Annotated in this window: 19 protein-coding genes; 15 read left to right on the top strand and 4 right to left on the bottom strand. The window is 39.6% G+C overall.

The annotated features are described in order from the left end of the window. Nucleotides 1–16: 16 nt before the first annotated feature. From DPX34_RS17305 to DPX34_RS17295, 3 genes are read left to right on the top strand one after another with little or no spacing between them, the layout of a single operon-like run. Entirely contained in the window at nucleotides 17–370 is a 354-nt protein-coding gene (locus DPX34_RS17305) for a VOC family protein (RefSeq protein ID WP_111979707.1), read from the top strand. 12 nt (nucleotides 371–382) lie between these two features. Beyond that, complete coding sequence (locus DPX34_RS17300) at nucleotides 383–1,495, top strand: hypothetical protein (RefSeq protein WP_111979706.1); 1,113 nt, start codon at nucleotides 383–385, stop codon at nucleotides 1,493–1,495. A gap of 2 nt (nucleotides 1,496–1,497) precedes the next feature. After that, nucleotides 1,498–1,725 (top strand): DUF350 domain-containing protein, encoded by a 228-nt coding sequence (locus DPX34_RS17295; RefSeq protein WP_111979705.1) that lies wholly within the window; start codon nucleotides 1,498–1,500, stop codon nucleotides 1,723–1,725. A 464-nt stretch (nucleotides 1,726–2,189) separates the two neighbouring features. Here the strand turns inward: DPX34_RS17295 and DPX34_RS17290 are convergent, their stop codons facing one another. The 3 genes from DPX34_RS17290 to DPX34_RS17280 all read right to left on the bottom strand — a co-directional run bounded on the left by DPX34_RS17290 (nucleotide 2,190) and on the right by DPX34_RS17280 (nucleotide 5,253). Continuing rightward, the gene (locus tag DPX34_RS17290) at nucleotides 2,190–2,852 is read right to left on the bottom strand and encodes a hypothetical protein (protein ID WP_157964777.1); all 663 of its coding nucleotides are present in this window, start codon (nucleotides 2,850–2,852) and stop codon (nucleotides 2,190–2,192) included. Nucleotides 2,853–2,867: 15 nt separating this feature from the next. Beyond that, nucleotides 2,868–3,134 (bottom strand): hypothetical protein, encoded by a 267-nt coding sequence (locus DPX34_RS17285; protein WP_111979703.1) that lies wholly within the window; start codon nucleotides 3,132–3,134, stop codon nucleotides 2,868–2,870. Nucleotides 3,135–3,234: 100 nt separating this feature from the next. After that, on the bottom strand, nucleotides 3,235–5,253 hold the full coding sequence (locus tag DPX34_RS17280; RefSeq protein WP_157964776.1) for a winged helix-turn-helix domain-containing protein: 2,019 nt from the start codon (nucleotides 5,251–5,253) through the stop codon (nucleotides 3,235–3,237). 275 nt (nucleotides 5,254–5,528) lie between these two features. Here DPX34_RS17280 and DPX34_RS17275 point away from each other — a divergent pair, with 275 nt between their 5' ends. The 12 genes from DPX34_RS17275 (at nucleotide 5,529) to DPX34_RS17215 (ending at nucleotide 23,847) form a co-directional block, all read left to right on the top strand. Then, the gene (locus tag DPX34_RS17275) at nucleotides 5,529–6,068 is read left to right on the top strand and encodes a hypothetical protein (RefSeq protein WP_111979701.1); all 540 of its coding nucleotides are present in this window, start codon (nucleotides 5,529–5,531) and stop codon (nucleotides 6,066–6,068) included. A gap of 135 nt (nucleotides 6,069–6,203) precedes the next feature. Beyond that, nucleotides 6,204–6,587 carry a VOC family protein gene (locus DPX34_RS17270; RefSeq protein ID WP_111979700.1) on the top strand — a complete coding sequence of 128 codons (384 nt, stop codon included), beginning with the start codon at nucleotides 6,204–6,206 and terminating at the stop codon, nucleotides 6,585–6,587. A 650-nt stretch (nucleotides 6,588–7,237) separates the two neighbouring features. Next, nucleotides 7,238–9,265, top strand: a complete 2,028-nt coding sequence (locus tag DPX34_RS17265; protein ID WP_111979699.1) for an alpha-amylase — start codon at nucleotides 7,238–7,240, stop codon at nucleotides 9,263–9,265. Nucleotides 9,266–9,484: 219 nt separating this feature from the next. Beyond that, complete coding sequence (locus tag DPX34_RS17260; RefSeq protein ID WP_111979698.1) at nucleotides 9,485–10,252, top strand: DeoR/GlpR family DNA-binding transcription regulator; 768 nt, start codon at nucleotides 9,485–9,487, stop codon at nucleotides 10,250–10,252. Nucleotides 10,253–10,267: 15 nt separating this feature from the next. Further along, nucleotides 10,268–12,100 carry a glutamine--fructose-6-phosphate transaminase (isomerizing) gene (glmS, locus tag DPX34_RS17255; protein ID WP_111979697.1) on the top strand — a complete coding sequence of 611 codons (1,833 nt, stop codon included), beginning with the start codon at nucleotides 10,268–10,270 and terminating at the stop codon, nucleotides 12,098–12,100. A gap of 289 nt (nucleotides 12,101–12,389) precedes the next feature. Continuing rightward, on the top strand, nucleotides 12,390–15,914 hold the full coding sequence (gene hsdR / locus DPX34_RS17250; protein ID WP_111979696.1) for a type I restriction-modification system endonuclease: 3,525 nt from the start codon (nucleotides 12,390–12,392) through the stop codon (nucleotides 15,912–15,914). Nucleotides 15,915–16,108: 194 nt separating this feature from the next. Continuing rightward, complete coding sequence (locus tag DPX34_RS17240) at nucleotides 16,109–17,101, top strand: Abi family protein (RefSeq protein ID WP_111979694.1); 993 nt, start codon at nucleotides 16,109–16,111, stop codon at nucleotides 17,099–17,101. Nucleotides 17,102–17,156: 55 nt separating this feature from the next. Continuing rightward, nucleotides 17,157–18,788: a class I SAM-dependent DNA methyltransferase gene (locus tag DPX34_RS17235; protein ID WP_111979693.1), complete on the top strand. Its 1,632-nt coding sequence runs from the start codon at nucleotides 17,157–17,159 to the stop codon at nucleotides 18,786–18,788. Beyond that, nucleotides 18,788–20,134: a restriction endonuclease subunit S gene (locus DPX34_RS17230; RefSeq protein ID WP_111979692.1), complete on the top strand. Its 1,347-nt coding sequence runs from the start codon at nucleotides 18,788–18,790 to the stop codon at nucleotides 20,132–20,134. The genes DPX34_RS17235 and DPX34_RS17230 overlap by 1 nt, the downstream gene beginning before the upstream one ends. Continuing rightward, nucleotides 20,134–21,897 carry an AAA family ATPase gene (locus DPX34_RS17225; protein WP_111979691.1) on the top strand — a complete coding sequence of 588 codons (1,764 nt, stop codon included), beginning with the start codon at nucleotides 20,134–20,136 and terminating at the stop codon, nucleotides 21,895–21,897. Before DPX34_RS17230 ends, DPX34_RS17225 begins: the two co-directional genes overlap by 1 nt. Next, on the top strand, nucleotides 21,897–22,994 hold the full coding sequence (locus DPX34_RS17220; RefSeq protein WP_111979690.1) for a hypothetical protein: 1,098 nt from the start codon (nucleotides 21,897–21,899) through the stop codon (nucleotides 22,992–22,994). The genes DPX34_RS17225 and DPX34_RS17220 overlap by 1 nt, the downstream gene beginning before the upstream one ends. Before the next feature lie 268 nt (nucleotides 22,995–23,262). Further along, nucleotides 23,263–23,847, top strand: coding sequence for a hypothetical protein (locus DPX34_RS17215; protein ID WP_232824782.1), 585 nt, complete (start codon nucleotides 23,263–23,265; stop codon nucleotides 23,845–23,847). A 204-nt stretch (nucleotides 23,848–24,051) separates the two neighbouring features. Here DPX34_RS17215 and DPX34_RS17210 read toward each other — a convergent pair. Beyond that, on the bottom strand, nucleotides 24,052–24,267 hold a 216-nt coding region (locus tag DPX34_RS17210; RefSeq protein WP_198673742.1), incomplete at its 5' end, for an ATP-binding protein.

Here is a 24,267-nt window from a genome sequence, read left to right as displayed (position 1 = left end):
CGAGTCAGGATAAATAATGCACCAGCACGAAAAGATGAATTATGTTGAATTTGCTGCGTGCGATTTAGACGCCACCAAAACGTTTTTTCAACACGCATTTAATTGGCAGTTTACCGATTACGGCCCCGAATATGTCGCATTTAATCATCAAGGTTTAGAGGGTGGTTTTTATCTAGCGCCTTTAGCGGCAAAAGCAGATCAAGGTTCTGCATTAATTGTTTTTTACAGTGAAGATTTACGCAAAACACAACTAAAAATTGAAAAATCAGGTGGTATCATCAACAAAGCCATCTTCGCCTTTCCGGGCGGGCAACGCTTTCACTTTATTGAACCAAGTGGTAACGAATTTGCGGTATGGTCTGATAAATAGCGTCTCGTCTACATGCTAAAAAAAATCAAATCAGCACTCTTCAAAATGCTCATTGGTGTTGCGATCATTCTCTATGTTGCTTTGAATGCAGATGACAAACCCAATTTAGCGATTCCCGAAGCCGCTCAATCTGAGTATAACCAACTGGTTAAAGACTTAAATGCGAATAGGACCCAAGACGCCCTAAAGTTGATTCAAAAATTACTCGTGTTACAACCCAGCTTAACGGCATCAACCCGTGTTTGGTTGTATCGCAAGCAAGGATATTTACATAGTCAACACAGACATAACCACCTCGCTTTAGATTCATACCTCAATGCTCGAAAATTAGCTGAAGACAAAAATACAGACCAAGCGAATATCAAATTGCTTCGAGCAAACATTGAAAGAAATCAGTCCGAGCGAGATTTAAAACAAGGTTACCGAAATGCGCGGTTTACCGGTATAGCCAAAACAATGCAAGAAGAAGTATTAATCTTATATTTCTATTTAAATGATAACCGATGGAGTAAGTGGTCAAACCAAGATCGTTTAAAAAATCAGGCGAATATCGATCAAGTCACGGCTTGGTTTAAACATCAAAGCCAGCGATATGATATAGCTAATTTAAGCTTTAAAACTCGCTATTTCTTTGTTCATAGCCCAAAAGGGATCACTAAAGAATGGCTACGCCAGTCAAGCTTTTTTCCTTATGCAAAATCACTCATAAGTAAACAAGTCGGCTATGACAGCTTTGAGGACATGATCAACGCATTAAAAGAGACAGAAAACCAAAATGTTGCCGTGGTACTTCACAGTAATGGCAAAGCTCGCTCATTTGCCATGTCGTGCCGTAAAACCAAGCGTAAAGCTAACTGTCAAAATGAATATGTGATGTTAACTGAGAAAATGGAAAAATCGGCTTACTCATGGGCGACTCAGCAAGTACAGGCGCACGAAATACTGCATCTATTTGGCGCTGCCGATCTATACAATATTCAAAAAGCCAAAAATTACGCTACAACCGATTTAATGAATTATTACAGCAATACATTAAAGAATGCGACACTCGATCCCATTACGGCGTGGTCTATCGGTTGGGCAGAAAGGCCTAAAACCCCGTTTTCAATTACAATAGAGGATTAACAATGGAAGTAACATCAATTGAACAAAACATTATATTTATGCTAATTAACTTAGGCTACGCAGTAATAAGCTTATTTATTAGCGTTGTTGCTTTAGTTATTATTGATAAGTTTATCTTCAAAAATGTCGATTTTATTGAGGAAATTAAAAAAGGAAATATTGCCGTCGCTATTTTCCAGTCTGTTATTTTACTGTTTATCGGTGTTGTGGTGTCATCAGCCATGACTTAAAAAAAACCAAGTGCTAACGCATTATCACCTACGTTAGCACTTGCACCAATCACAAAAATAATGACTTATCCTTAAGTCATTCTTCACAACGCCAATGGGCGGCTTTGCTGAATTTAGTTAGCTTAAGCTAATCTTATTGTTTACTTAATCAGTGCACAATTGCTTAACAAAATTGCGCCTTAATTAAGTGTCATGCCTTATTCGTTATTAACGTTTTTATACGCTGTTATAAGTAGTAATAGGTTGAAATAAATGACTGCGAAACCGAATTTTTTATTATTGAGTTCAAAACTCTCTATTCGGTTTTGTGCAATACCAACCTTGTGTATAACTTACTGATTCAACTGACTATAAAGGCAAGAGATGATGCTCCCTTACTGAAATCAGTTGAATATGAATTTCAATATTTGTACTCTCAAGCAAACTTGAATACTAACACTGCCAAAAATAGCGAAGCGACAGCGTTAGCAAACAACCGAGACTTGCTTAGCCGTTAAAATATCAACAACAAATAATTCACCATCAAATACCGGCTCAATGCGCGCAAACTCATGAGAGTTTAAAGTACAAAAATGCGTAGAATAACGTTGATTATGTAACTTATGTAATAAGTCTAACTGGCTTGCCATGTTATCAAGCTCAATTACGGTAATGTCGTCATGATCGGCAACTAATTTTGCCCCATCATTTAAAAAGTAAATACCACCAAGGGAGTCCATGCAAAATGCTGCTTGATGACGATCAATGAGTTTTTCAAGGGCCAGCGACAAATCCGGTGCTGCCCCACAACTAAAATTTTGAAGCCAATGCTCAAACAAGGCTAAAGCTTGAAAATCGGCCATATCATCATTGCTGATATAGGTTAAATCGATCTGCAGATCGCCACGACGAAAATAATACTTCTCAATGTCGCCTTTGACATGAGTAGGCGCTGAAATTAGCTCTTCCAATACCGTTCTATTTTCATCAAGCAAAGTAACCTGCAATGATTGCCAATTAAGTGCACTGTTGCACTTCTCAAATGCTTTTTCTATGTCGCCTTTTAAATAATCAAAGCCATCATCTAAACCATGATAGATAGCTTCAACTATTGTATATAACGATTGCGTTAGTGATAGTTGCATCATTATGCCTTCTATTAATTAAGATGTTTTTTTCGGTTGAATGAGGTTTGAACGTAAAGATAAATCAACACTATCGGTATTTTCGCCATCAGTAAAATTACGACATCCGTGCATACGACATTGCGCTACTTTTGAATCCATAACAGGAGCAACCGTTTTATTCATAGTTGTCGACTTTATCGCAACATCTGAACTGCCGCTGTAGGCTTTTAATAACGTTACACCCACGATAACAGATAAGATAAGTGTAGAAACTAATTTGATACGGCTAATAGTTGTATTCATGATAAGACCTCGTTTAAACATATTGTTGTTTATAGATTATTGTTTTGACGAGGCTAACGATGGACTAATTTTTTTAACTTTGCATCGGATCAAGCATGATCTAATCTGATGTAAATCTGATCTTTTGTTTGTATACTGTCATTTCACCGGCAAAGGTGTACTTAAGATTTAGCTCCCCTTTACTACCATAACCCACTGTTAAAAAAGGTATTTTCATATAGTGACTTCCGGTCATAACCTTGGATTTCCAATGACTTATTTCATAAAATCCTTTTAAGCGAATAATTTCATTTTGATAGACATCCCAATGTAGAGAAGAAGGTGTATCAAACATATTAATCCAAACTAGCTGCTCAAATGAGTTCAAATTCATCCGGTGTAAATCTCGAGATTGGCTATGCAGATAATATAAATACGGCTCGCTAACCGAACAATCTACTTTCACTTGTTCGGCTAGCAATGCGATAGGGTTTTGACCATCATCTGTTATTTGATATAAGTTACTCACATTATTTTCTGAACGAGTAACATAAAATTCGCTTGCTTTACAACCTGCAGCTACGCTCGATATATTTTGCCCCACAAGCAAAGGGAATGATTTAGCCAAATTAATATCAAAGCGAAACAAAGTTCCGTTACTAATATAATAAATATAAATATTATCAGGGTCAGGAGCCAAGTAAGATACGTTTAAATTTTGCTTAAACTCAGAAAGTTGGGTTATGGAGCCATCCATATTCTCTTTAAAGATTTGATTTAACCCCGTTCTATCACTAATAAAATAACACTGCAATTCATTACACTGCATTAACTCATCAGTAAAGGGAGATGCAACCTTATCAAAATAATTTCCCCCAAAATCTGGTGTTGAAATAATATCGGATACAGTAATTTGCCCTTGGCTAAAATAGAAAAAGCCGTTTTTTACCTGTCCGTCGTAAATAGGATGAGAAGAGTCGATACTTAGACTCCCTTTTTCCTTATTCAGTATATCAAAATAGTTAATCTGCTTATCTAAACCCGAATACACAATTTTATTCTGTTGCCAAGTAATTAAATTAACCATATCTAAAACGCGATCAACAAAATCAGTTGTCCCTAATTCTAAATTAATTGACATAACAGTTGAGGAGCCATCACTATTCAAGCGAGAAAAAGCCAAAAATTTATCATCACCAGAAAGAGCTAAGTTATAATCACCATAATTACTCTGATTAGGTAATGATATTTGTTGGAAATATCCGGAACGTAGATCCGTTTTATATAACGCAGCAGGAGAGCTACTAGAGTTGCTATACGCATAAAAAAGGGATGACTCATCAGTTGTTACAGCAAAAGGAGAAACCCAATCACTATTCCCACAATCAGCCACCTCTTTTTCTTTAGACAAGATAAAATTAGTTAAAGTTGAGTAGAATATTTTACACTGGGCTTTTTCATTATTGGATACGTCTACTCTTAAATAATAAAGCTTATCTTCTGCTTCATTTATATAGGGGTAATAATAATCATGTACGTCAGTTGCACTTAACACTTCAATTGGCTTCGCGCCAATTCGGTTATCTTGTAAATAAATAGAGAAGAATTCATTACCGTCTTTACGATGAGAAAATGCCATGTAATTTTCAGACACCGTTGGTGATACTTCCTGCCCTTTCATAAATGTGATGGCTTGCGGTTTGCTATTTTCCGCTTCTTCATCAATGGCATTAGGCAAACTAACTACACCAAAAACAAACATAAACAGCACCAACAGCACGATCGCGATCATTCTATTGCGTTTTTTTACATCAGAAAAATGAACAGGGATCTCGGTATCACCAACTTCAGCGACCGTTAGGCAAAATCGGTAACCTTTATTTTTTTCATTTTCGATGGCATCAGCACCGAATTGTTTGCGCAAATTCGTGATTTGTAAGTAAAGGCTCGAATTTTCGACCACTTGTTTTTGCCAAACTAAATCTAGCAATTCGGTTGAGGTATACCAACGTGTGGGATCCGCGATAAAAACATTCAGTAAGGCCGCCTGTTTAGGCTTGAGCGTAATTGAAAGCTCGCCATCAGCCACTAAAAGTTTTTTATCCTGATCGTATAAATACTTTCCAATGCGATACAACAAGGTGAGACTCCCGAATTTTATTATTCTAATTTTTATTATTTTGTTCAAACAAAAATAACGTTTCGTTATTTTTTGCCGATTCTACCCCATTTATTGCGTCTATGTAGGTGCATAAATCACAATTAATTCAATTATTTAACTTATTTTAAAGCAGTGATTAAACACTTACATAAAACAAGTCAATAACGAATAAAGTTATGGGTTATTTCTCACATCCAATTTTGAACAAGAGCATTATAATTGAATTAAGCAGCAAACTGGACAGAGGACGTAGCATGCTTAATGTTATTACCCATTTTATTAAGGCTTATGAAGAGCTTCACACGCTGGTTAAACTTTATCCAGCGCTAAATAACTTTTATTTTGGTGCTAACCGATATTTAAAATATAACGCGCTTATTAATACTCGCGTGTATTTAAATAAAGGCGGCGAAGCGGCAGCACTGTGTGATGCAGCCGAGAAATTGGGCTTGTCACGCACTAGTTGGAACTTTGCCTTTGAAAACGGTTTTTTAGCTCAAAATCAAGACGTAGAAAAAACATCAATGATTCTGCAAGATATTATGCAAAACACAGAACAAGCCTGTATTTTGCTAGCCAACTTAGCCTTACTTATTTCTAATAACGAACAAAACCCGCGCACGCTTACCTTTTTAGTCAGTCAAATACGAACAGCAACCATAACCGATGAATTTTCTGAGCAAGATAAAAGCTTAATGCTTGAATTAGCTCAAGCTCAACAACTACGCTTAATGCAAAACGACATACCAAGCAACATTGCACCTATCACAGATTCTTTAACCACAACCATTTAACGGCCTAACACACCTTTTCAAAACACTAAACGCTTCAACATCATAAGTGCATAGAATAAACAGTAGTGATTTATATAGCACTTTGTTAGGCTGCTATTCTTTCGTGTTTCACTCATTGATTGTTATAAAAAAGCCATGAATAAAAAATCAACCATTTTAGGTTTATCGCAAATTGAACTTCATTGCCAAAACATTGAAACAAGCCTGCATTTTTATCAACACTGCTTAGGTTTAGATCTTACTTATGATGCCAGCCCCACTTTAGCTATTATGGCAACACAAAACATGCAACTCGTTTTAAGTTGTGAAGTTGACAATTTAACCGCTAAAAACAATTCATCACCCATCTTATACTTTGCAGTTGATGATATTTTCTCGCTATATCAACAATTATCTAATGAGGCCATTCAATTTGAACAGTCACCCAAATTAACCAATAAAGTACTCGATATTTCGGTATGGCAAGCTTTTTTACGAGATCCAGATGGCCATTTAATAGGCTTGCAATGCCATATTTAAAATTATTCAAACACAAAAATACCGGTCAATCACTTCTATCATTTAATTGCGTAAACACGCCTGCAGTCACGATATAGTCTTCTCGCTCAGGTTTTATGGTTCATTGTCAGCGCTTACTCTCGACTTTGGCTCCTGCGTCGTTCTAACACCTAAATCCATTTAGGCGGCCCCAATCACATAATAGAGCATATGCTCATGGGGTCTCGAAGCTTGCCTGCATGGATGCAGGTAAGGGGCGAGAGCAGGACGCGGTAGCTTTGACGGCTTTGCTTACATGGATGTAAGTACTTCGGTTTCGTCTGGAACGAGAAACCTGCCCCTAAAACCCGATCGCTTTGACTATAAAACAGAAGTAAAAACTCGATCGCTTCTTCACTCTGCATTTATACAATTAATTAACACCCCTTACAAATAATCATTTAGATTTAATGTCTTACAGGTTAATAGCTAATCGCTATATTCACAAAGCCGATCGACCAAATTACGCGCAATATGTTCGATAATCAAACTTCAATTTGTGAATACGTATTCAATTGTGATTATTTATAGTTAGTTCATTATTTATACACGCAAAGCAAAAAACAGCCTAGCGTTAACAAAAAAATAACATTCAAAGATGATAACTAACCATAATAAACTGGATAACACACATGAAATTAACAAAACCACTTTTAGCTGCAGCTATCGGCTTGTGCTTAGCGGGCCAAGCTCAAGCGGCTTCTCAACCCACTACTTTTTTACATCTGTTTGAATGGAACTGGCAAGATATCGCCACGGAATGTGAGCAATACTTAGGACCCAAAGGCTATGCTGCCGTACAAGTTTCACCACCAAATGAACATATTCAAGGTGGAGCATGGTGGACTCGCTACCAACCCGTTAGTTACCAATTAGAAAGCCGAGGCGGCACACGTGCCGAATTCATTGATATGGTTGACCGCTGTAAAAATGTCGGCGTTGATATTTATGTTGATGCGGTAATCAATCACATGGCAAGCGGTGACGGAAATGGTACTGCAGGCAGCCCATTTGGCTTCCGTAGCTTCCCTAATTATGGCCCACAAGATTTTCATAATTCATGCTCAATTAATCCAGAAGATTATGGTAGTAACCGCTGGCGTGTACAAAACTGCGAATTAGTTGGTTTACCTGATCTAAATACCAGCAGTAATTATGTACAACAAACACTTGCTAATTATTTAAATGATTTAACCAATATTGGGGTAGCGGGTTTCCGATTTGACGCATCTAAGCATATGTCTGTTGAAGATATTCAAGGCGTAATGGCAAAAGTGAATGGCTCACCTTTTGTCTTCCAAGAAGTTATCGATCAAGGTGGCGGGGTGATCGGGGCTAATGAGTATACCAGCGTTGGCTTAGTCACCGAATTTAAATACAGCACCAAGTTAGGCGATACCTTCCGCAATGGTCAATTATCGTGGTTAAGTAATTTTGGCGAAGCATGGGGCTTTTTACCGAGTAGCTCAGCGGTGGTTTTTGTTGATAATCATGATAATCAACGCGGCCATGGCGGCGGTGGTAGTGTTATCACTTATGAAGATGGTCGTTTATACGATTTAGCCAATGTGTTCATGTTAGCCTATCCGTATGGTTATCCAAAAGTCATGTCAAGCTATGACTATCATGGCGATACCGATGCGGGCGGACCAGGCGTTTCTGTGCATAATAATGGCACATTAGAATGTTTCGCTGATGCTTGGAAATGTGAGCATCGTTGGAGCTATATAGCAGGTGCAATGGATTTCCGTAATCATACTGCCGATAATTGGACTACCACAAACTGGAACGACAACGGCAATAACCAAATTACCTTTGGTCGTGGTAGCTCAGGTCACGTTGCAATCAATAAAGAAAATGGCACGATGAACTTCACCACACAAACATCAATGGCTGAAGGCGTATATTGTAATGTGTTAAAAGGTGAATTAAGCGCCGATCAACAATCATGTTCAGGCGAAACCATTACTGTTAATGCCGACAGCACGATTAATTTAAATGTGGCAGCATGGGATGCTTTTGCTATTCATCAAGATGCTAAAATAACGCCCGTTGATTGTCATGTTACCAATACGTGCCCTACCGAAGATTGGCAGCGCACCGTGATTTTTGTTCAAGCGCAAACGGCGAGCGGCCAAGATATGTTTATTCGAGGCGGTATTGACCATAATTATGCCAACAATACACTAGGCCGAAATTGCTCAGCGACCAATTTTGAATGTTCAATGCCGATTGATCATTTAAACTTAAATAACGCCACAACCACACCTTGGAAAACAGCAGATACTTATTTAGATTGGTATGGTAGCCAAGCTAACCAAAGCACCGCAGCAGAAGGCACACCATTAGACTGGACAACCAATACATGGCCAAATGGCTGGGGAACAGAGCGTACTGTGGCGAATGATGGCTACGGCACTGAACCTCTAAATATTTGGGGCCAACATTATTGGATGCTCGATGTCATGATGGATTGTAGTAAAGCGGTTGGTAACGATAAATGGTTTGAATTAAAAGCCTATGTTAAAAATGGCCAAGGTTGGGAAAGTGATATCAATCAAGCGGGTACGCCATACGCAACAAACAATCATTTTGCTCAATGTGGAAAAATCAATAAATTTGATTTCAACAGTGGCTCAGTCGTTATTAATAACTTCTAACTCCTAATATACCCAAATCACTTGGGTATAGAATCAAAATTCAATATATAAGCCTCTCAAATTCGAGAGGCTTTTTTTGTTTCTGGCATTCACATCTAAGTGCCAATAAGCACTCATTATTGTGAAATACCTTACGCAAGCTTACATCAACAAAAAGTTAACTTGTACAAGAGCATAAGTTTTGGTTTAATACACAAAAATTACGAATCGAAACTTAAGATGATAAAGCGAAACACAGAAGAAAGGCGTAGCAACATCGTTAACCTTATCGCTGAACAAGGTGAAGTCAGCGTTGATCAGCTGGCGTCGCGTTTTAAAATCTCAGAAGTAACGATCCGTAAAGATTTAGCCGAGTTAGAAAAAAAGCGCTATTTGATGCGGCGACATGGTGGCGCAATCGCTATTCCCAACGCCAGCACACCACAAAATGACATTATATCGTCGCGCAAACAAGCCATCGCCTTAGCCGCTGAAAACTATATAAAAGATCACAGCCGTATTATTATCGATAGTGGCAAAACAACATCAGCTTTAATTCCACGATTAGCGTCTAAAGAAGGTTTAGTCGTTATGACAAATTCCCTCGATGTAGCTAACCAATTGCGTTTACTGAATAACGCGCCAGCCCTATTAATGACTGGCGGGACTTGGGATCCCAGCTCACAGTCCTTTCAAGGCCAAGCCGCTGAAAATGTCTTACGCGCATATGATTTTGATCAGCTTTTCATTGGTGCCGATAGTATTGATATCGAACGAGGCACCACAACCTTTAACGAGCTTATCGGTTTAAGTCGCGTCATGGCAGAAGTGAGTCGCGAGGTCATTGTTGTTGCAGAATCAGACAAAATTGGCAGAAAAATCCCCAATGTCGAACTCACTTGGCAGCAAATAAATATCTTAATTACTGATGACGACTTACCCAATTCAGTAAAACAAAAATTAATAGCAAAAGGGGTCAATGTAATATGTGCACCTCACTTAAACTAATTAAAGGGCAATAATATGTGTGGCATTGTAGGTGCAGTAGCACAACGTGACGTAGCGGATATTTTAGTAGAAGGACTAAAAAGACTAGAATATCGCGGATATGATTCATCGGGTGTCGCCATTATTAATTCTGACAAGCAATTACAACGCTTACGTCGTGTAGGTAAAGTACAAGCTTTAGCCGATGCTATTGCCCAACAGCCATTGTCGGGCGGTACCGGTATCGCTCATACTCGCTGGGCCACTCATGGCGTACCAAGTGAAGCTAATGCGCATCCGCATATATCAAGTGATAACATTGCCATCGTGCATAATGGAATCATTGAAAACCATGAAAAATTACGCACACAATTACAAGCATTAGGTTATATCTTTACCTCCGAAACCGATACTGAAGTCATCGCCCATTTAGTGCATCATGAAATGAAATCGCATGCCAATTTGTTAACTGCGGTACAAGCTACAGTAAAACAACTCGAAGGAGCTTACGGTACCGTCATAACCGATAAAAATACACCTGAAAAAATGATTGTTGCCCGTTCAGGTAGTCCATTGGTTATTGGCTTTGGTTTAGGTGAAAACTTTATTGCATCAGATATGATGGCGCTCTTACCTGTCACTCGAAAATTTGCCTTTTTAGAAGAAGGTGACGTAGCGGAAATCACACGGCATGACGTTAATATTTTTGATACACACGGCACCCCTGTAGAGCGAGAAGCGAAAGAGTCAGAAGTTAGTCATGATGCCGGCGATAAAGGTGAATACCGTCATTACATGCTGAAAGAAACCTACGAACAACCTACTGCCATTCGTAACACCTTAGATGGCCGCTTTCTAAATAACAAATTAAGCATCGATAGCTTTGGTAAAAATGCTCAAGCAATATTTAAAGATATTGAGCATGTGCAAATCATAGCCTGTGGCACAAGTTATCATTCAGGTATGGTTGCACGTTATTGGTTAGAGGCACTATCAGGCGTTTCATGTAACATCGAAATCGCCAGTGAGTTTAGATACCGTAAATCATTTGTACCTAAAAACGCGTTAATTGTGACTATTTCTCAATCAGGTGAAACAGCCGATACTTTAGCCGCATTACGCTTGGCTAAAGAATTAGGCTACAGCGCAAGTTTAGCGATTTGTAATGTACCGGGATCATCATTAGTACGCGAATCAGATTTAGCCTTTATGACTAAAGCGGGTGCCGAAATTGGCGTTGCCTCAACTAAAGCCTTTACAACACAATTAGTTGGCTTATTAATGCTAACACTGGCGATTGGTGCACAACATGGCATGACTGCAGAGCAAGAAAGCTGCATCATAAAATCATTAATGACCTTGCCCAATAAACTCGAAGAAGTTTTAGCACTCGCCGGTTCTATTGAAGATTTAGCCGAAGATTTTGCAGACAAACACCATTCATTATTCTTAGGCCGTGGCGATCAATATCCAATCGCGATGGAAGGTGCATTAAAGCTTAAAGAAATCTCTTATATACATGCAGAGGCTTATGCAGCCGGCGAATTAAAACACGGTCCGTTGGCGTTAATAGACGCTGAAATGCCGGTTATTGTGGTGGCACCACGTAATGACTTAATTGAAAAATTAAAATCGAATATTGAAGAAGTCCGCGCCCGCGGTGGGTTAATGTATGTATTTGCCGATGTCGATGCAAAATTTGCGAGCGACGATACGATGAAAGTCATCAATGTACCGCATTGTGACGATATTATCGCCCCCATTGTCTATACATTACCATTACAACTTTTGTCATATTACGTCGCAATAATTAAAGGCACCGACGTTGATCAACCCCGCAATCTAGCAAAATCCGTTACGGTTGAATAACCAACAATAAATTACAACCTTGTGCACGTTAAATAATGATCAAAACTGAGTTCAATGTGCGCTACTAGAAATAAAGAACGAAACAAACAAGTTCGATTCTAAAAATAAAGCACGCAACTAAAACGGCCACAATAAGTGGCCGCTTTAGTATGTATATCTTTTTGATTAAGAATATATAATTTTTAACTTATATTGGTATTATGACTGAAAGTAATAAACTTAAGGGTATTCAACAATAAGCATATAAGTTGAATAAGTAGATGCCCAATAAGTTAGAGCAAATGCTTAAATGGAGTTAGCTGTGGATAATAAAACGGGAAATTTTTACTTTCTTTCTGAACACGACGACCTTTTTGTCGAGCTAGCGGGTGCAGCTGAAAAAGCGTTTGCTAGTGACCCTAATACCACGTTAATTAAATTAAGGCAGCTAGGTGAGGCGATTGCGCAACACATTGCTATATTAGTAAGAGTTAACTTTGAAGACAATACTTCGCAGCTTGAATTAATACACAGAATCAGTAGAGAGCTTCAATTAGATCAGGTTGTTAAAGACCTTTTTCATACGCTAAGGGTTGAAGGGAATAAAGCAACTCACAAATTTAAAACAAAACATAAAGAAGCTATTAATGGCTTAGTTGTCGCACGCAAGTTAGCAATCTGGTTTCATCAGTCATTTGGTAAGCAGGGTACATCATTTAAACCGGGTGCTTTTATTCCCCCTCATGACCCCAGTGAGCAATTACGCAGTCTACAAAGTGAAATAGATAACTTAAAAGTCGACCTGCAAAAAGCAAATCTCGATCTTAATTCCAGCCAACAACTCAACGAACTAATAAATAAAGAAAAAACAGAATTTGAATCGCTCGCTTTTGAGATGGACAAAGAATCCCAAGAGCTAGCTGAGCAAGCTAAAGAACATGAAAAAGCGCTTGCCGACCAAAAGCACAACTACGAAAAAAAGATAGCAGAGTTACAAACTAAGCTTTCAAACCTAGATGACGAGTCAAACACCTCATATAAGCAAAAGCTAAGCACAAGTTCAAAAGCGGCTACTCAAAATATTGTCTTGGATGAAGCCTTAACGCGTATTCTAATCGACCAACAGTTACAAAAATCTGGCTGGGATGTTGATACTGAAGTACTTACCTATAAAAATGGCACTCGCCCAGAAAAAGGAAAAAACATCGCTATTGCTGAGTGGCCAACTGAATATAAAGGTAAAAAAGGGCGTGCTGATTACGTACTTTTTGCAGGCCTTTCACCTATTGCTGTGGTTGAAGCTAAAAAAGAAAATACCAATGTTGCCGGTAAAATTTCACAAGCAGAGCGATACAGTAAAGGCTTGAATGTTCAGTCCCCTTTAATACCTGCTTGGGAGCTACAAGGGTTGACCATAGCATGGCCAGATGAAGAGGATGGTCATTACAAAGTACCCTTTGTATATTCCTGTAACGGTCGCCCGTATGTACCTCAACTTGCTGAACAATCAGGTACGTGGTTTCGTGATGTACGCGAGCCTGCGAATATAAAACGCGCTTTGCCAAAGTTTCATACTCCAGAGGGGTTACTCGATCTACTAAAGCGCAGCAAAGACGCCGCACAACAAAAACTAAAAGATGAGCCTTTTGGCTACCTAAAAGTACGTAATTACCAACAAAAAGCAATTGTTGCGGTTGAAAATACATTAGCTAAAAATGTGCGTCATGCATTACTTGCTATGGCAACGGGCACGGGCAAAACCCGTACTATCATTGGGTTAATGTATCGCTTTTTAAAAGCTGAACGATTTAAACGTATTTTGTTTTTAGTTGATCGCACAGCACTTGGCCAACAAGCCCTTGATGCCTTTAACGAAGCGCCGCTTGAACAAAATCATACCTTATCAAAAATCTATAATGTTGCCGAACTTGGTGATATGGCAGCCGAGGCTGAAACTCGCGTACAGGTAGCCACAGTACAAGCTATGGTTAAACGCATTTTTATGAGCGACAACCCGCCACCGCTTGATCAGTTTGATTGCATTATTATCGACGAAGCCCACCGAGGTTATACCCTAGATCAAGAAATGACTGAGGGTGAATTAGCCACTCGTGACGCTAGCCAATATTTATCGAGTTATCGCCGCGTATTAGATTATTTTGACGCGGTAAAAATAGCACTCACAGCAACACCAGCTAAACATACCAGCGAAATTTTTGGCAAACCTGTTTATACCTATTCATATCGTGAAGCCGTTGCAGACGACTGGCTTATTGATCACGAACCACCAATTCGTTACGAAACCCTACTAACACAAAACGGTATTACTTTTACCAAAGGTGAAAAAGTCAGCGCAATTAATACTCAAACAGGAGAAGTACAAAGCGCTGAACTTGACGATGAACTGAATTTTGACGTTGACGCCTTTAACCGTCGAGTGATTAATGAAAACTTCAACCGCGTTATTTGTCAGCAATTAGTGCAAGAACTTGACCCCTTTGGTGATGAAAAAACATTAATTTTCTGTGCCACCGACTTGCATGCCGACATGGTTAAACGCTTATTAGATGAAGCCTTTAAAGACCTTTACAACGGCGAATATAATCAAGCTGCAGTGGCCAAAATTACCGGACAGAGTGATAAAGTAGAGCAACTTATTCGTCAATACAAAAACGAACGCTATCCAAATATTGCCATTACCGTCGACTTACTCACCACAGGTATCGACGTACCCAAAATTTGTAATTTAGTGTTTATGCGCCGAGTAAAATCTCGTATTTTATACGAGCAAATGATTGGCCGTGCTACACGTCGTTGTGATGACATTGGCAAAACCGTATTTCGTATTTATGATCCTGTTGATATTTACGCAGCATTGGCTGATGTAAATACCATGAAGCCCTTAGTTAAAGATCCAAATATAACCTTAGAACAGTTAGTTGATGAAATTACCAACCCAGAACAGTTAGAGCGCGCCCTTAATGCTCCCGGAGAGTCTGCAGAGCAAAATCATGCTGACGTAGTGCTTAGCCAACTCAGCCAAAAAGTAATGCGAGTTTTACGCAAAGCCGAGAAAAAGGCTGAAAACAAGCCCGAACTCAAACAAAAACTAGGTGAGCTGCAAGAATTATGGGGTGTTGAGCCTAAAAGTTTACACAAACACCTAAACGAACTAGGCCCTAAACAAGCCGCAAGTTTTATTACGCAAAATAGTGGCTTACTGAAACAATTGGCAGAAGTAAATCAGCTGTTAGGTAGCGAACATCAGCCAATAATATCTGATCATCACGACGAAATTAAAGAACGTAGCCAAAGTTATGGTGTGCATCAAAAGCCAGAAGATTACCTAGATAGCTTTAACCTATTTATCAAAGAACAGCTTAACCAAAGTGCTGCACTTGCGGTTGTGGTCAATAAGCCCCGCGACCTAACCCGTGAGCAGTTAAAAGAGATCAAGCTATTGCTCGATGGTGCAGGTTATACAGAAGTAAAACTTCAAAGTGCTGTACGCAATCAAACTAATCAAGATATTGCCGCTAGCATTATTGGCCATATTCGCCGTGCCGCATTCGGCGAACCCTTAGTTCCATTTGAACAAAGGGTTGCACAAGCTATGCAACGTATTTATCAAAGTCACAATTGGCTACCTGCTCAGCGTAAATGGTTAGAACGTTTAGCTAAGCAACTAATACACGAAGTGATTATCGACCGTGATTTTGTGAATCACCGTTTTGGCGAGCAAGGTGGCGCTAAACAGTTAGATAAAGTGCTGGGTAATCAACTAGACCTAGTTTTAGTAGAACTCAGCGAAGCTATTTGGCCGCAAGTTGGGTAGTGGCTATATGGGCAAAAATATAAAAAATGGTGTTTTCTTTGATTTAGTCTTTAAAACAATCAACTTGCTTATTCGTGACTTGCTATTTATAATTGCCGCAACATACCCGCCAAGCCTATGGTTGTTTCAACTAAGCTCAAATCGTGCGGGTTTTTTATTTCTGCCATCTGCCTGTAATAATGTGAGATAAGGCGATGATGACATTCAACAAACCTGCAATAACGCCAGAACAACAACTTAGCTTATTAGAAGAACGTGGTTTGCTTATTATCGACCGACCACGCGCTCTAGCATTTCTACAATCGGTGAGTTTTTTTAGGCTTACGCCTTACATGCGCCCATTTCAGAAGAATACTCAGCATAACTTTATTGATGGCACTGGCTTTCGTCAGTTAGCCGATTTATATGACTTTGACCGCCGCTTACGTTTATTAGTGATAGATGCCATTGAACGGGCAGAAGTCGCTATCCGTGGCCACATAAGCAATCACATGGGTACAAACTATGGTAGCCATTGGTATCTTGAGCCTTTGTATTTTAAAAACAAAGCCCAGCATGATCGTTTGCTAGAGGAAATTAAACGTAAACAAGACAATGAACTGCGCGACTACCACAGAGAATGTAGCAGAATAGAAAAACTAAATACTGATTCAGCCCGTAAAGCGCAACTTAAACAAAAACGCCAACAAGAAAGCTATGCGCGCCATTACGCTTTAACTTATCAAACACCTGAACTCATGCCTAATTGGGCAATGGTTGAAGAAATCACCTTAGGCACTTTGTCACACCTATACAAAAATTTAAGTAAAGACAGTGATAAAAAAGCGATTGCCAGAGGGTTAGGGCTAGAGGCACCGATACTGGAATCTTGGCTGCATACACTCACCATAGTAAGAAATATTTGCGCGCATCATAGCCGTTTGTGGAATCGTGAATTAGGCATTAAACCCGCCACGCCTAAAAGCAAACGAATTGTTTGGCCAAATTATTTACAAAAAGGTAACGCTGCTTTGCATACCCGCGCAGCAGTGATTTTGCCAATACTGCAACACTTTATGAAACATTGCGCGCCACATGCCAGCTGGAAGCAACGTTTAATTGAACTTTTTAGCGAATTTCCTAATATTCACCTGCCCGCAATGGGCTTGCCTGAACACTGGCAACAAGACTCATTTTGGCAAAACTAGCCAATACTAAATTAACCTTGCACTCGTTAATAAATACCAAACAACAGAGAACCCTATGACCAACAACGATATAGTACAAAAACTTTGGAACCTATGTGACGTATTACGTGACGACGGCATTAATTACAGCGATTATGTTACCGAGTTGGTTTTACTGTTATTTATAAAAATGGTGCACGAAAATACCGAAACTGGCACCTTAAAAAAACACCCGTTACCCATTGGTTGCCGTTGGACTGACATTAACGAAAAATCAGGCATTAACCTACTGAATGACTACAAAGCCATTTTATTTGCCCTTTCAACCGGTAAACGCTTAGAAGCTGATGCCAATAACCCAGGCCAAACCAAAGAAGTACAAGTGCACGAAGACCCATTAATCAGCGCTATTTATGCCGATGCACAAACGCGTTTACGTGAACCACGCCATTTAGAACAAATGATTAAAACGCTAGACCAAATAGACTGGTTTAGCGCCGCCAAAGATGGCTTAGGTGATTTATACGAAGGTTTATTAGAAAAAAACGCCAGCGAAACAAAATCGGGCGCTGGTCAATACTTCACCCCGCGCGCATTAATTAACAGCATGGTGCGCTGTATTAAGCCGCAAATTGGTGAAGTAATACAAGACCCAGCAGCCGGTACCGCAGGATTTTTAGTTGCCGCCGACCAATATATGCGCGAACAAACCGATGATTATTTTGATTTAACTAGTCAAAAATTGGCATTTCAAAAAAACAAAGCCTTTGTGGGTATAGAGCTAGTACCTAATACTCGCCGTTTAGCCTTAATGAATTGTTTATTACATGGCATGGAAGGCGACGATGAAGGTGTGGTGCATTTAGGCAATGCCTTAGGTGATGCCGGAAAAGCATTACAACAGACCGATATTATTCTTGCCAATCCACCGTTTGGTACCAGTAAAGGTGGCGATGCTAGCAATACTCGTGACGATTTAACCTATAAAACCAGTAACAAACAACTGGCGTTTTTACAGCATATTTACCGTAACCTTAAACCCGGCGGTCGTGCTGCTGTAGTATTGCCAGATAATGTATTATTTGAAGCAGGCGTGGGCACAGACGTACGCCGCGATTTAATGAACAAGTGTAACCTGCACACCATTTTACGTTTACCGACGGGCATTTTTTACGCCCAAGGTGTTAAAACTAACGTGTTGTTTTTTACTAAAGGCAGCACCACCGACAAGCATCAGCAAGAAAATTGCACACAAAACGTTTGGGTTTACGACCTACGTACAAACATGCCCAGCTTTGGTAAACGCACCCCGTTTGGTGATAGCCACTTAGCGCCGTTTGAAGCAGTCTTCGATCCTGTAGGTTGTGACTTATCGCGACAACAAGATATTGCCACAATACTCGCAGCCCGCACCCAAGGCGAATACAGCTTTGGCGCTGAACAAATCGCGGTAGACAAACAAGCCGCAGTGGAAAACGAAAACGTCGACGACAAGCTTTTACATAGTCGCTGGCGCTGCTTTAGCCGCGATTGGATTGCCAACACTAAAGGCGACTCGCTGGATATTAGTTGGTTAAAAGACAAAGATAGCGTCGATGCCGCAGACTTGCCCGAGCCAAGTGTATTGGCACGCGAAGCGAAAGACGAACTCACCGCCGCGTTAAGTGAGCTGGATGAATTGCTGGCGGCGTTGGAAGGACTGAATTGATGGGTGAGGTTAATTTGCCGGAGGTCTGGTGTTTACCAAGTTTTGATAATGTCGTTTTGAATGTTAATGGTGCACGTAGGCCTGTTTCTTTGAAAGTTCGAGAAGGTATAAAAGGGGAATACCCATATTATGGTGCTACAGGTCAGATTGACACTCTTAATGATTTTACTCATGAAGGTGAGCATATATTAATAGGTGAGGATGGTGCGAACCTTCTTTCGAAGTCTAAAGATCTAGCATTTATAGTGGATGGTCAGTTTTGGGTCAATAATCACGCACATGCTGTTAAATGCATAGCAGAGATGCCAGCAAAATTTGTAGCTAGTTATATTAATTCTTTAGACTTATCTCCTTGGGTTTCTGGCTCCGCTCAGCCAAAACTAACAAAAGGTAATTTAGCTAGAATTCCGATGCCACTTCCCCCCCTAGCAGAACAAAAAGTCATCGCCGATAAGCTCGATACCCTGTTGGCACAGGTGGAAACCACCAAAGCCCGCCTCGACCGCATTCCACAAATTCTAAAAACCTTCCGCCAATCCGTCCTCGCCGCTGCGGTCATTGGCAAGTTGACGGAAGAGTGGCGGGGCGCGAAAAAAGTATCTTTTAATCCAGCTCGGTTAAAAGCAATTACAGCTATATCTGGAGGTAAAACCCCCAGCAAAAGCAATTCCAATTATTGGGAAGGTGGTGATATACCCTGGGTGTCACCAAAAGATATGAAGACGGACTTAATTGCCAGTTCTCAAGATAAAATTACAAAGGAAGCAATCGACACTGGCGGTATGAAATTAGTCCCATCAAACTCTATCTTAGTTGTAACTCGAAGCGGGATACTTGCGCATTCATTTCCGGTTGCAAGAACACTAGCTCCAGTAACGATCAATCAAGATATCAAAGCACTTGTTCCAAACTTGGGGTTTATCAGTCCTGAGTTTTTGTTTTACCTGTTAAAAGGGTTAGAGCGAAGAATATTAGAAGAATGCTCTAAAGCTGGAACGACCGTATCTAGTGTTGAAACAAGCCTCTTAATGAATTTAGAATTCGAGCTGCCAAGCCTCGAAGAGCAAACCGAAATCGTTCGACGTGTCGAAGAACTGTTTGCCTTTGCCGATAGCATCGAACAAAAAGCCAATGCCGCCCTTGAGCGGGTGAGCAACCTCACTCAATCCATCTTAGCCAAAGCCTTTCGTGGTGAACTGACTGCCGACTGGCGCGCCGCCAACCCTGATTTAATCACTGGTGAAAACAGCGCCGAAGCTTTGCTAAAAAAAATCAAAGCCGAGCGTGAAGCTCTTGCGAGTAAAAAGAAACCCAAGAAGAAAGCAGCGGTAAGGAAAAAAGCCTAATGCGTTTGCTATCACTGTCGCTAAACGGGCAATATAAAGGTTTAAAAGACCAAACGTTTAGCTTTGAAAATGCGGATGATCATATCATTGCATTTATTGGTTTAAATGGCTCGGGCAAGTCTCAGTTATTAGAGTTGATAGCTGAATGTTTTGCTTATTTAGAACGGTTACAGCGACGTGACTTTAAAAATAAGGGGCATTTAGGTTTTGATTTCACACTGAGCTACAGTATGGCTGGCTATGTAAACCAAGCGCCTTTTAGCCGAGTGGAAGTGTTTGGTAATAAACTAAATGTCGCAGATGGGTTTACCGATCCTAAATTCAAAATTGTAGTTAAAGATAATAAAGTTGAAAGCATCGCTCTTAAATCATCTGAAAGTGCAATGGCAATCGGTATTGAAAGCTTACCTTTGCCTCAAATTGTTGGTTATTCATCTGGACTAAATGAAAACTTACAACGACCATTTTTGAAAAATGCGAATCAATTATTTAAAGCATTACGAGCTAGGGCTAAGTATCACAAGGAAAAACGAAAAATAGAAATGGCTTATGAGTTGCGTAATAACGACTCTGAATTGGCCTTTAATATATACTTAAGTAACAAAAAAGAGCTGATTGATAAATTCAGGCGCAATCACTCTTATTTATTTGATTTCGATGCGGCTCAATATACTGATGATGACTTAGCGTTACCCGAAACGACAACTCATCCGTCAAATTTGGTTTATCTAGATTATGACAGTGCACAATTTGCAGTCGCTTTCATTGATTTTGAATATCGCTCGCTTATTTCGCAGCATTCTCAAAGTAAAAAAGATAGCTTAAACCTTACCTTTACTACACCTACCTCACTGGCATTAGAATTTGATTTTACTCAACCTAATGTTGCCGATGAGGTTGTAGATGATATTAAATCATTTATTCGGTTGGCCGAAACGGGTAATGGCACAACACAGTACTTAGGTAAAAAAACAACAGCAGAAGAATACGATTATTACGAACTGGATTTTTTAACAGGGCTAATTGAACTTGATCTAACTGAACTTGCAAAAGAAAGCCAGTTTTCGACGTTTGGCACGCTCAACCCATTTAAGTTATTTGAGCGTTTATATAAGGTGCAGCAATTAGGCATAAAGAATATTCGAGCGCATGATCGCAAGCTACTTGAAAAAGATGGCTTTTTAGGAACGGTTAAAAAACCACTAAAGGTTAAGCTTCCCCTAATGGCTAAAAGCCTTAAGTTAAAAAATAGCGGGCTTGACTCGGTGGCTTATGAAGAGTTGTCTGACGGTGAATCTCAATTACTGCAAATACTGGCGGTTATAAAACTATACACTCATGAGAACACATTATTTTTGCTTGATGAACCTGAAACTCATTTGAATCCGGCATGGCGTACATCTTTTCACTCTTATTTATCGAGTGCCTTAAGAGGAAAAAATGGGGAAACAAAATCTCAGGCGTTATTATCAACCCATTCACCTTTTATGGTTTCTTCGCTCAAGCGAAATAATGTGTATCAATTCCGCCGTAGCGATGATGGTTTAATTGATATGAAAGTAGCGCAAAATGAAACCTATGGTGCGTCATTTGATGTGTTGATTAAGGACTTATTTGATCTGCGCTCATTGATTTCACAAAGCGTGATTGATGAAATTCGTGAGCAGCTAAAACAAGGTGATGACCACGCCAGAGAATGGATTGAAGCAAACCTTGGCTTATCAGCTGAAAAAGCATATTTAATAAAGAAGTTAAGTCAATAATGTTGTTTTGTTTAGCACCCAACACACCTAAATTTGAAATATTCAAATTGCTCAACGAAGAGCTTTTACATTTTTTAGAGCAATCGGTTAATACCAATGCCTTTTGTCGGGCGTTATTAACCCAAAATGATATAGGGAAAGCTTGTTGGGGTAACGGGCCAACTCGTGCGAAGTACAGAGGTTTATTTAATTCCTTGCAAGCAGCTGGTAATGATACAAAGCTGCAATTATTTGAGGCCATGCGTGATAATCAGGACCTCCAACTGTTGTTTGCAGCGCCCCAAAGAAACTTGTTTGATTTTATGAGCGAGCCTTGTTTTACAGCACTTAAAACATTATGTACTCACCTATACTGCTCAACTAAAGGTCTGGATGCAGTTATTGCTGCGGGTTGTTCAGATATTAAGGCTCACTTCAATGCTTACCGAGCTCAAGCGGTTAATGGCAATATCTGCAAAGCGTGTGGTATGGAGAAACTAGCACCGTTCAGGGCCGAGGTACCAGATGGTGAACAGTGGCGAGCAGATTACGATCATCAGCTATGCAAATCAAAGTACCCCATCTTTGCTGTGCACCCTGATAATCTTATTCCACTGTGTGATGTATGTAATCAGGATGCTAAAAAGGCAAAAGATCTGTTCAAACATAAAAATGGTACTGAGCGCTTAGCGTTCTACCCATATACTGAAGGAGCGAAAGATTTAATTGATATTGTGATTGATAATTTACGTGACCCAGAACCAACCATAACAGTAAATTGGAACACGCAAGACGCAGCGTTACGGGACAAGCTTAAAACATGGGATGAAGTATACGAAATTCGAAGCCGTGTTGAAGGTCAATTTCGATCTCTTGAAGCAATTATTGGAGATGAACTACGGCCAAGAAATTCAGCCCATCTAGTAAGCAGAATAAGTGATGAAGCTCGCCCTCACAACATCGATACGTTAAAGCGAAAGGAGTGGGCATTTTGGCATCAAAAATTATTTCGTCAGATGCAAAAAATTGGAGAGCCTGATATTGAAGCATTTTGGGCAAGACAAGAATTTACGCAAAACCAAGCCGCAAGCGGTGCCGATTTTATTTTAAATGGCTGATAAATAGAGCTGTTTTTACTACTAGTTTTAGCTTAATTGTGGGTGCAATAGAATTTATTATAATGATATCCGTTGCGATATTTTTAACTTCCCTTTTTGGTAATAATAACCATAATTCCCTTGGTGGGTATTGACACCCGACCCAATTGAAGCAATAAAATTTCGTATGGAACAACAGGGTTTGATTAAATAAGATTTAGTGCCTTATTTTGGTTCTGCTTCAAAAGTAACCGAAGTGCTAAATGGCACACGAAGTTTAAGCCTTAATATGATTCGTAAGCTAAGCGCGGGCTTAGGAATATCAGCTGATGTGTTGATAAAAGAGCCTTGCGATAAAAATACTATCTCAAAAGATATTAATTGGGATGCCTTTCCTATAACTGAAATGCGATCTCGTGGATATTTTGAAGGATTTAAAGGCTCAATAAATGAATTGAAAGCGTATTCAATTGAGAAGCTTAATCAGTTTTTAACGTCTATACCTAATGGGCTTTCTTTAAAAACCGCATTATTAAGATCCGCTGCTCATTTACGCTCTAATGACAAAGAGACTAACAGCTATGCGTTATGGGCTTGGCAAGTTAGGGTTTTACAAAAAGCACAATTAGAGCAGCTCCCAGTAAAATATGTTAAAGGGACTGTTGATGCTAATTGGATGAAAAAATTAGCGCAATTGTCATGGTCTGATCAGGGGCCTGAATTAGCCAAAGAGTTTTTAAACCGCCATGGTATTCATTTAATTATTGAGGGTCATTTACCAAAAACGTATTTGGACGGTGCTGTATGTATTTGTGCAAGCGGGAACCCTGTTGTTGCACTTACACTACGCCACGATAAGCACGCCGTAATTTAACATATCAAAACAGCAAGCCAACCGTAGTTTAAAATTTAAACTGCATTTAATTTGGTTATAGTCTTCTCGCTCAGATTTTATGGTTCATTGTCAGCGCTTACTCTCGACTTTGCTTACATGGATGTAAGAACTTAGGTTTCGTCTGGAACTTAATGTCAACAACAATTGAATAGTGATCCACCCCAACAATCGAAAAGTGATCCACTAATCCTTTGGTTTATCCATTAAACCAGCTTGTTTCTTTTCCTTTATTCGATAGCTATCTCCTTTGATTTGAATAATGTGCGAATGGTGCAATACCCTATCTAACATTGCAGATGTCAGCGCTGTATCGTCTGCAAATACCTGCCCCCATTGTCCAAATGGCAAGTTGCTAGTTAAAATTACTGACCCTTTTTCATATCGTTTGGCGATCACCTC

This window comes from Algibacillus agarilyticus (assembly GCF_003286125.1).
Taxonomy (GTDB): Bacteria; Pseudomonadota; Gammaproteobacteria; order Enterobacterales; family Alteromonadaceae; genus Algibacillus; species Algibacillus agarilyticus.
This window is presented reverse-complemented; position numbering and strand designations above follow the sequence as displayed.